The 8,210-nt window shown below is 41.0% G+C and carries 3 protein-coding genes and 1 pseudogene; all 4 read right to left on the reverse strand.

Going from position 1 to position 8,210, the window contains the following annotated elements:
- A partial coding sequence (locus MK403_RS08170; RefSeq protein WP_268709557.1) for an SHIRT domain-containing protein occupies positions 1-4,012 on the reverse strand: 4,012 nt, incomplete at its 3' end.
- Between the two features lie 204 nt (positions 4,013-4,216).
- Positions 4,217-5,032 carry an endonuclease/exonuclease/phosphatase family protein gene (locus MK403_RS08175; RefSeq protein WP_268709558.1) on the reverse strand — a complete coding sequence of 272 codons (816 nt, stop codon included), beginning with the start codon at positions 5,030-5,032 and terminating at the stop codon, positions 4,217-4,219.
- Between the two features lie 51 nt (positions 5,033-5,083).
- Positions 5,084-7,270: a PTS transporter subunit IIBC gene (locus tag MK403_RS08180; protein WP_268709559.1), complete on the reverse strand. Its 2,187-nt coding sequence runs from the start codon at positions 7,268-7,270 to the stop codon at positions 5,084-5,086.
- 130 nt (positions 7,271-7,400) lie between these two features.
- Positions 7,401-8,014: pseudogene (locus MK403_RS08185) on the reverse strand (IS30 family transposase).
- Positions 8,015-8,210 lie beyond the last annotated feature (196 nt).

Consider the following 8,210-nt stretch of genomic DNA (forward strand, 5'->3'; position numbering starts at 1 on the left):
AAGCACCATTCACATAAGTTGCACTATCGCTTGGTGTCAAGGCTGCGATGGCTGCTGGAAGAGCCTTACCTGCTGTCGCACTCTCGAAGCGGTAACTTGCTTGGTACTTGTTAGCTTCAAAGGCCCATTTTCCTACAAACTCTACATCGGACTTGTTGACAACGGCGCTAGCTGCGTCATAACCCTTGAAGGTCCAAGTGCCATCGTTCACAGTATCTGTGTATGTGGTTTGAGATGGTTGCTGAGCGGAAACAGAGGCACCATTCACATAAGTTGCACTGTCGCTTGGGGTTAATGATGTGATGGCTGCTGGAAGTGCTTTACCTGATGTGGCGCTCTCGAAGCGATAAGTAGTTTGGTACTTGTTAGCTTCAAACTTCCACTTACCTGTGAAAGTCAAATCAGCTTTTTTCACAAACTTACTTTTGGCATCGTAACCAAGGAAAGTCCAGGTACCATCGTTCACATCATCTTTGTAAGTCTTTGTTGTCGGCTCTTCTGGTACAACTTTTTGCGTGTTGTAATAGTTTGAGCTGTCTTTTGGTGCTTTCTTCTGGATAAATTCAGGCAAATCAACACCAGCCGTAATGCTTACAAAAGTATAGCTTACATGATGCGGTCTAGGCGTTACTTCCCAGATACCTGTAAATGTCACACGCTTGCCATTATAGGTCGCATTCTTCTGATCATAACCTTTGAAGGTCCAGACATAGTCTTTTTCTTCTTCAACTACTGATTCTTTAGCAGGTTGTTTGGCTACAATAGTGTCTCCAACCTTATAAGAAGCTTCATCACTTGGCAACTCTTCTAAAATACTTTGTGGCAATGGAACACCTGCTTTAGATGATTTGAATACATATTCTGGATTTGGAGTAGGTACCCAGCTTCCAAGGAAAGTCTGTCTGCCTTTTCCTACAACGATTTTTTCTTTATCGTATCCTTCAAATTTCCAAGTTACCTTGTTTGCTGTATCAACATAAGTCGTTTCACTTGGTTGTTCAGCCAGAATTTCCTTAGGGTATAACTTGTAATCATAAGGATTTTTCGGAGTCAACTTGGTGATATGATCTGGTAGTGCAAAAGCAGGATTGGTTGATTGGAACTGATAATCTACACCATTTGGCGTAAAGCTCCAAGAGCCTGTGATGGTCTTCACTTTCGTACCTGCAATAGCTTTTCCGTATTTATCCGCATCAAAACCATGGAAGGTCCAAGTACCTGTCGGAACAGTTACTGTGGTGGTGTCAAGTTTGCTTGCATCTTTGTAATCATCAGCTCGTGCAACGAAATCAGTGCCAGCTGGAAGCATATCGCGAATCTTATTTGGAAGAGGATAGGCAGGAGTCGAGTTAGTAAATTTATACTCTAATCTGTAGATTGTATCAGACTGATCAGTAGGAACAAAAATCCATTTTCCTTTGAAGAGGACGTCTGCGTTCTCTACTGTTTTCACGCGTGGAGAAATAGTCGTATTATCATCTTCATAGTAGTCATCAAAGACCCAAGTCCCTCTGCCATCAGGATCCTCAAATCTTGTTTTAGATGGCATTTTAACGCGAGCTTTTTCACCCTTGACAAATTCTCTTTCGTAAGTGATTAGATTATACAAAGTTGATGGCGGATAGATCGTTTGACCAGAATCATCTTTTGAATCTGTATAGAAGTCATAGTAAACACTATGCTTGGTCGGTAAAAATTTCCAATGAACCGTGTAGGTAGAATCCTCATCGTCAGCTGGTTTCTCAACTTCCTCCTTTCGCTGAGGAATCTGCTGAGCAACCCATGTACCATCATTTTCATTATCGACGTATGAACTGAGGAGATATTGAATTTCATTAAAGACATTGGCAGAATAATCTGATGGAGAAGTCGTGATAGGAGCTGGAATTTGTGCCTTTAAATCATCAGGAATGGTCTTCCCTGGAGTATCACTCACAAAGTCAAAGGAAACTGTCTTATCTCTGTGTGGTGTGAAGGACCAGCTACCTGTAAAGAGGACGCCAGCTTTATTAACTACCTTTTCATCCTTGTCATAGCCTTCAAATTTCCAAGTACCTTTATTCTCAAAGTCCATGTAAGTCGTCTTCTCAGGTTTTTTTGCCTGAACAGTAGCACCATCAACATATGTCTCTGTGCTGATTGGCGGGAAGGTTCTGAGTCCATCTGGTAGAGCTAGGCTAGGGTCTTTGCTGACATACTCATAGTTTTCTGGGTACTTTTTCTCTTCAAATGTCCAAGTACCTGTGAACTTGAGATTCCATCCATCGTGCTCCCAGTCGCTCACTGGTTTTTTAGTAAAATCGTAGCCTTTAAAGTGCCAAGTCCCCTTCTTGTCCTTATCTTCATAGGTTTCTTGAATTGGTCTAACAGACTGAACTATATCCTTGCCTTTCGGGTATTTCTTTCTATCTGCATACGCCCACTCATCCATATAAACAGGCTTCAGATTATTGATCTCAGCAGGTAGTTCTTTGCCAGCCGTTCCACTGACAAACTCATAAGTCGGTTTCCGAGGAACTGGTGTAAATTTAAACATCAATGGTATTGTAACTTTTGGTATTTCCCCATATGTAGCCGCCCGCTCTAGTTCACGACTGAAGGTTAAATCTACTACATCTTCCTCAAAGGTCCAATTTCCTTCATTTTCCGCATCATAAAAGGGTTTGTAGACACCTTGAACTTCATCGTAGCGAAGCAAGGCTGCTACCGTATCCAGTATATCTTTAGGTAAATACTCATCACGTTTATCAAACTGATTGAGAGAAAGCTTGTAATCGTATAGCTTACTTTCTAGATCTTTTATCTCCTTAGGAAGAGGTAATTTATATTCGTCACGTGAGGTCTTAGGACTACTTGGTAAATGATAAAAATTATCAAAATCGTGCTGGTTCATAGGCTTGTAGGATACAGTGACATCCTCAAAGTATTTCCAAGTTCCTACGAACTCTACATCGCCATTGTTTGCCACTTTACTTGGAGCATCAAAGCCAGTCAAAGCCCAATAGCCTTTTCGGTTAGGGTATTCTTCTGAAGTATAAAAAACATAGTGAAATTCTTGTGCTTTTACTACTTCACCCTCAGCAAATCTTCTTTTATCTTCTGGGCTCCAATTTGCAACATAAGATGGCGGAGTTTTCCCAGGTGAGCCATTAACTGCTCTATAGGTAGCCTTGTATGGTGTTGGTGTATATTCCCACTTACCTGTGAAGAAAACATCATCTTTGTCAATCACCTGACTATCATGGTCATAGCCCTTAAAGGTCCATCTACCACTTCCATCATACTCTACATAAGTTGTTTCAGTTGGCTGGATGGCCTTTACTTTATCGCCCTTTTTGTAGATTTTTGTGTCTTCTGGCTTCAAGTAGTTCAGAGTAAGCGGAGTTGTTTTTCCTGGTGTAGCACTTTCAAACTCATAAAGTGCCGAGCGAGGAGTTTTATCCTGATCTGGGATGAACTTCGGATTTTTATCACGAAGACCTGAATTGACAAAGGTTACGAGATTGCGATAAACTTTATCAATCTCTTCTTGCTTTGTTGCAGTTTGAAGCACGCTATCAGCAGCTGCCATCACGCCATTCAAGATTTCTAGACTATCGTCTGTCTTACTTGAAAAGTCCTTGCTGCGCAAGTTTTTGAGGTAGTTCTCTAAAGTGCTCTTGTTTAGACTAGCATTTACTGGAGTTGCTTGGGCAGTGCCTGTAGCTGGCTGAGCATTTCTAAAACCAGTAGATGCTATCGCTTCACTTGTCTCTGCTACCGCAGATTCAGAAGATTTCAAAGCAACTTGGCTTTCTTTCTGAGGCTCTGCTTGCTCTGTTGCAGAAGAGCCCACCGAGACCTGATTCTCTGCTTTATTCTCCACTTGTTCAGTAGTTGCAAGCTCATCAGCTTGAGCTACTTGAGCGACTCCAAGCGCCGCAGGCGCAAACAAAAATCCAATCGCAAGGGACACAGTAGCAACTGACAATTTGCGGATTGAATATTTTATCTTTCTATCCTGAAAAAACATTCCAGTCCTCCTTTTATTTCATAATTTCATTCTATCATAAATAGTTAATATTAGCGATTTTTTTTTGACCGTAAATTTTTAAAAACTTATTTGTGGATATTTCCTGATAATATACAAATATACAAAAAACTCCTTCTCCAAAATAGTAATTATAGGGATTTTTGTAAAAAAATGAAAGGAATCGCTCCCTTTCATTTTTTACTTTTATTTCCAATTTAATACCGCGTTCAAACCATAATGATCGCTGACTTGTGGACTATTCTGACCATCAAAAACTACATGCAAGCTTTCTACTTCTAACTCTTTCGTTGTAAAGACATAGTCAATTCGAAGCGGTTCAGCATTGCCTTTCCAACCATCAATTTCTGGTGGAACGGTATAGCTACCGCTTCTCTCCTTAGCAACTTCAAAAGCATCTTGCAAATCCAGTGGACTAGCTAAAATCGCTTGGTAACCTTCCTGACCAGCTGGATTATTGAAATCACCTGCCAAAATCAGAGGTTTGTTCAAACCTTTCAGGACAGCCTCAAATCGAGCCCATTCTTCCTGGAAACCTTTATCCCACCAAGAGAGATGGACGCTTGCAAGAGCAAGCTCCTTGCCTTCAACCACTGTCTCTGCCAAGGCGACACGGCGAGTATGGTAGTCAGTTGGATCATCCACATCTGACACTAAAATTTCACGCGCTTGAATCGGTGTCTTAGATAAGATTGCTACACCTTCATGGTAGCGGTCATAGCCGATGTGATTGTAAGCCCAAGTCCAGTAGTAGGTTCTCCCCTTCTCAACCAACTTTTCAACCAAAAGTCTCACATAGTGATCCTGATGAATGGGTTCTGCCGCTGGTAAAGCTTGATAAAGATAATCAACCTCCACTTCTGGAGAAGTAATTTCTTGATTGATTTCTTGGAAGCAAATCAAATCATAGTCCTTATCAAGAATATCCTGGAGTAAGAGCTGGAATTTTTCCTCTGCTTCCTTCTCCATCCAACTGTGGGTATTGAGTGTTAAAAATTTCATGCTTTTCTCCTAAAACAAGAGGTTGGAAAACAGCTTCCAACCTCAAGTATATTACAATTCTACTTTAGCAACTGCTGTTTTAGCTGCAAGAGAACCAGTTTGTTCTAATTTAACAGATTTGAGAACATCTCCATTTGTGAAGACAACCACTGTTGAAGTTTCACGACCTGCTGCACGGATAGCATCCAAGTCAGCTGTAACAAGAAGATCACCAGCAGCAACCTTTTGTCCTTCAGAAACGTGAACTGTGAATGGTTTACCTTCAAGGCTTACAGTATCCAAACCGATGTGAACAAGTACTTCAAGACCTGCTTCAGTCACAAGACCAAGAGCGTGTTTTGTTGGGAAGATACTTGATACAGTACCAGAAACTGGAGATACGATATTCCCATTGGCTGGTTCTACTGCAAAACCATCACCCATCATTTTTTGAGCAAAAACTGGGTCTTTCACTTGTTCCAAGGCAATGACTTGACCGTCAGCTACTGAGTAAACTTCCTCAGTTACACCCTTGAAATGTACAGTATTTTGTTGAGCTTCTGTCATTTGGCTTGGAAGAGTTTCAGGAATTACTTCACCTGAGTCAAGGATATCTTGGATATCAGATTTCAATACGTCAGCTTTTGGTCCGTAGATAGCTTGGACACCTTGTCCTTTCATGACAAGACCCATAGCTCCTTCAGCTTTCCATTCTTCCTCAGTACCAACACGATCTGCATCCTTAACAGTTACACGAAGACGAGTCATACATGCATCTACATCTACGATGTTTGCACGACCACCAAGAAGGTTAATGATATTTACAGCTTGAGAAGCAGCGGCAACTTTTGTTTCACCTGAAGCTGCATCTTCTGATGCTCCTTCAGCAGTTTCATAGTTTCCGTTACGTCCTGGAGTTGCGTAGTTGAATTTCTTAATCATGAAGTTCGCGATGAAGTACATGATCACTGCAAAGAGGACAGTTACCCAGATAAAGTTAATAATATCCATACCAAGACCAGCGTTGATAGCTAGCGGAGTACGAGTCAAGAATTCAATTGAACCGAATGAGTGCATACGAAGGTGAACAATATCCGCCATAGCAAAGGCAGCACCTTGAACAAGAGCATACACTAGGTAAAGAGGCGTTGCGATAAACATAAACATATACTCGATAGGTTCAGTAACCCCTGTCAAGAATGTTGCAAGGGCTGTCGCAATCATCATACCCTTGTATTGGTGTTTCTTGTCAGCATCAACATTGCGGTAGATAGCAACGATGACACCCATCAAGATACCGAATGAACCGATCATTTGACCAACTTTGAAACGAGCTGGAGTGATAGTTGTAAGAAGGTGTTGGTATTGGTCAGCATTTGAACCTTTAAGGTTAACAAGGTCTGTCACCCAAGCAAGCCAAAGTGGGTCTTGACCAAATACTTGTGTACCTTTTGCTGCTCCAGTAAGGATTTCGTATGTTCCACCAAGAGCTGTATAGTTCATTGGGATAGTGAGCATGTGGTGAAGACCAAATGGCAAGAGCAAACGTTCCAAGGTACCATACAAGAATGGTGCGAGAATTGGTGCAGTTTCTTGTGAGTTGGCAATCCAAATACCAAAGCTATTGATACCTGTTTGAACTACTGGCCAGAAAGCAGCAAGTGCAATCGCTGCAATTGTTGAACGAAGAATAACGACAAATGGTACAAAACGTTTACCATTAAAGAATGAAAGTGCGTCTGGAAGTTTACGGTAGTTGTAGTATTTGTTATAGGCAGTTGCCCCTACAAAACCTGAGATAATCCCTACGAAGACACCCATGTTAAGGGCTGGTGCTTCAAGAACACTGATAAAGTAATCAGCAACTTTGATTGATCCACCAAATAGTGTTGAAACCATGGCATTAGGATCTTTTAACATATCTCCTGACACACCAAAGATAGTACCTGTGATGCGGTTAATCAAGATGAAGGCAAGACCAGCAGCAAAAGCACCACCAGCGCGCTCTTTAGCCCAGCTGCCTCCGATAGCAAGAGCAAACAAGATATGAAGGTTACCAATAACCCCCCAACCAATTTGCTCAAGGATTCCACCTGTAATAACTAGTGGAGCAAAGTTAGGGTTAATCATGACGAGTGACTTACCGATTGAGATCATCAATCCAGCGGCTGGCATAACAGCGATAACCACCATCAAAGCCTTACCGAATTTCTGCCAAAACTCGAAAGACAAGACATTTTTGAATGTAGCTTTCATCATTCAAATCTCCTTTATTTTATTTAGGCAAACGTTTTACGAAAACGTTTGCACTTGTTTGTAATTCAATTATACCACTTTATTTTTTTTTGTAAAGGCTTTTATAAAAAAAATTTCTGTTTTTCTTAAATTTTTATACAAGGCTAAATTTCAAGTTCAAGTTAGCCAGCAAGCAGTCTTCTCTGGGCGACTTGTAGTCCAAGCATTTTTTAGGATAGTTATTGATCCAGTTTTCGATGGAGGCGACTTCTTTGGAAGTCGTTTTCTTGGTTCCTTTAGGTAACCATCTACGAATGAGCCTGTTGTGATTCTCATTGGTTCCCCTTTCCTTTCCCAAGAGGCATAGGGGTGTGCATAGTAGATATGCTCCTTAGAAAACACATCAGATAAGCGGTTGAATTCGGCTCCATTATCTGCCGTGATGGAAAGAATCTTGTGTTGTCTTAAGATGAGTCTTAGAGCCTGATTGACAGACTCAGCGATTTTATTTGGAATTAATCGAATGATTTAGTGTCTGCTCCTTTGATCCGTCAAGGTCAGTAGACAGTAGTTTTTCGCTTTGAAACGTCCTTTTCCAATACATTGCAGGACTGTCCCACGCTTGATTTCATTGTGGATGGTCTGAGGAGCTTTTCCAAGTAGAGAGGCGATTTCTCTATTTGATTTCCCTTATATTTTCCATCGTTCGATTAAGCGACGACTATGGATTGTCAAGTGTTTAGCTTTTGTAGTATAATTGATTTGCATCTCTGTGCCTTTCTTGTGTTTGTGGTGAACAACAAGTATAACACAGAGGTGTTTTCTTATGCATATATGATCTTTCATTTGACAACATCTTCAAGCCTATTATCAAATGAAATCAGGAGCTAACTATAAGTTAGTTAAATCATTACATTTTTAGGAAGGCTAGGTGGGGCTCTATAATATTTGTAGTGGGTAAATC

This window comes from Streptococcus oralis, assembly GCF_026782285.1.
Lineage (GTDB): Bacteria > Bacillota > Bacilli > Lactobacillales > Streptococcaceae > Streptococcus > Streptococcus oralis_CG.

What these genes read in the sequence shown, in the direction of transcription:
- MK403_RS08175 (WP_268709558.1), bottom strand. Translation starts at nt 5,032, where the DNA reads ATGAAATTTTTAACACTCAATACCCACAGTTGGATGGAGAAGGAAGCA.
- MK403_RS08180 (WP_268709559.1), bottom strand. Translation starts at nt 7,270, where the DNA reads ATGATGAAAGCTACATTCAAAAATGTCTTGTCTTTCGAGTTTTGGCAG.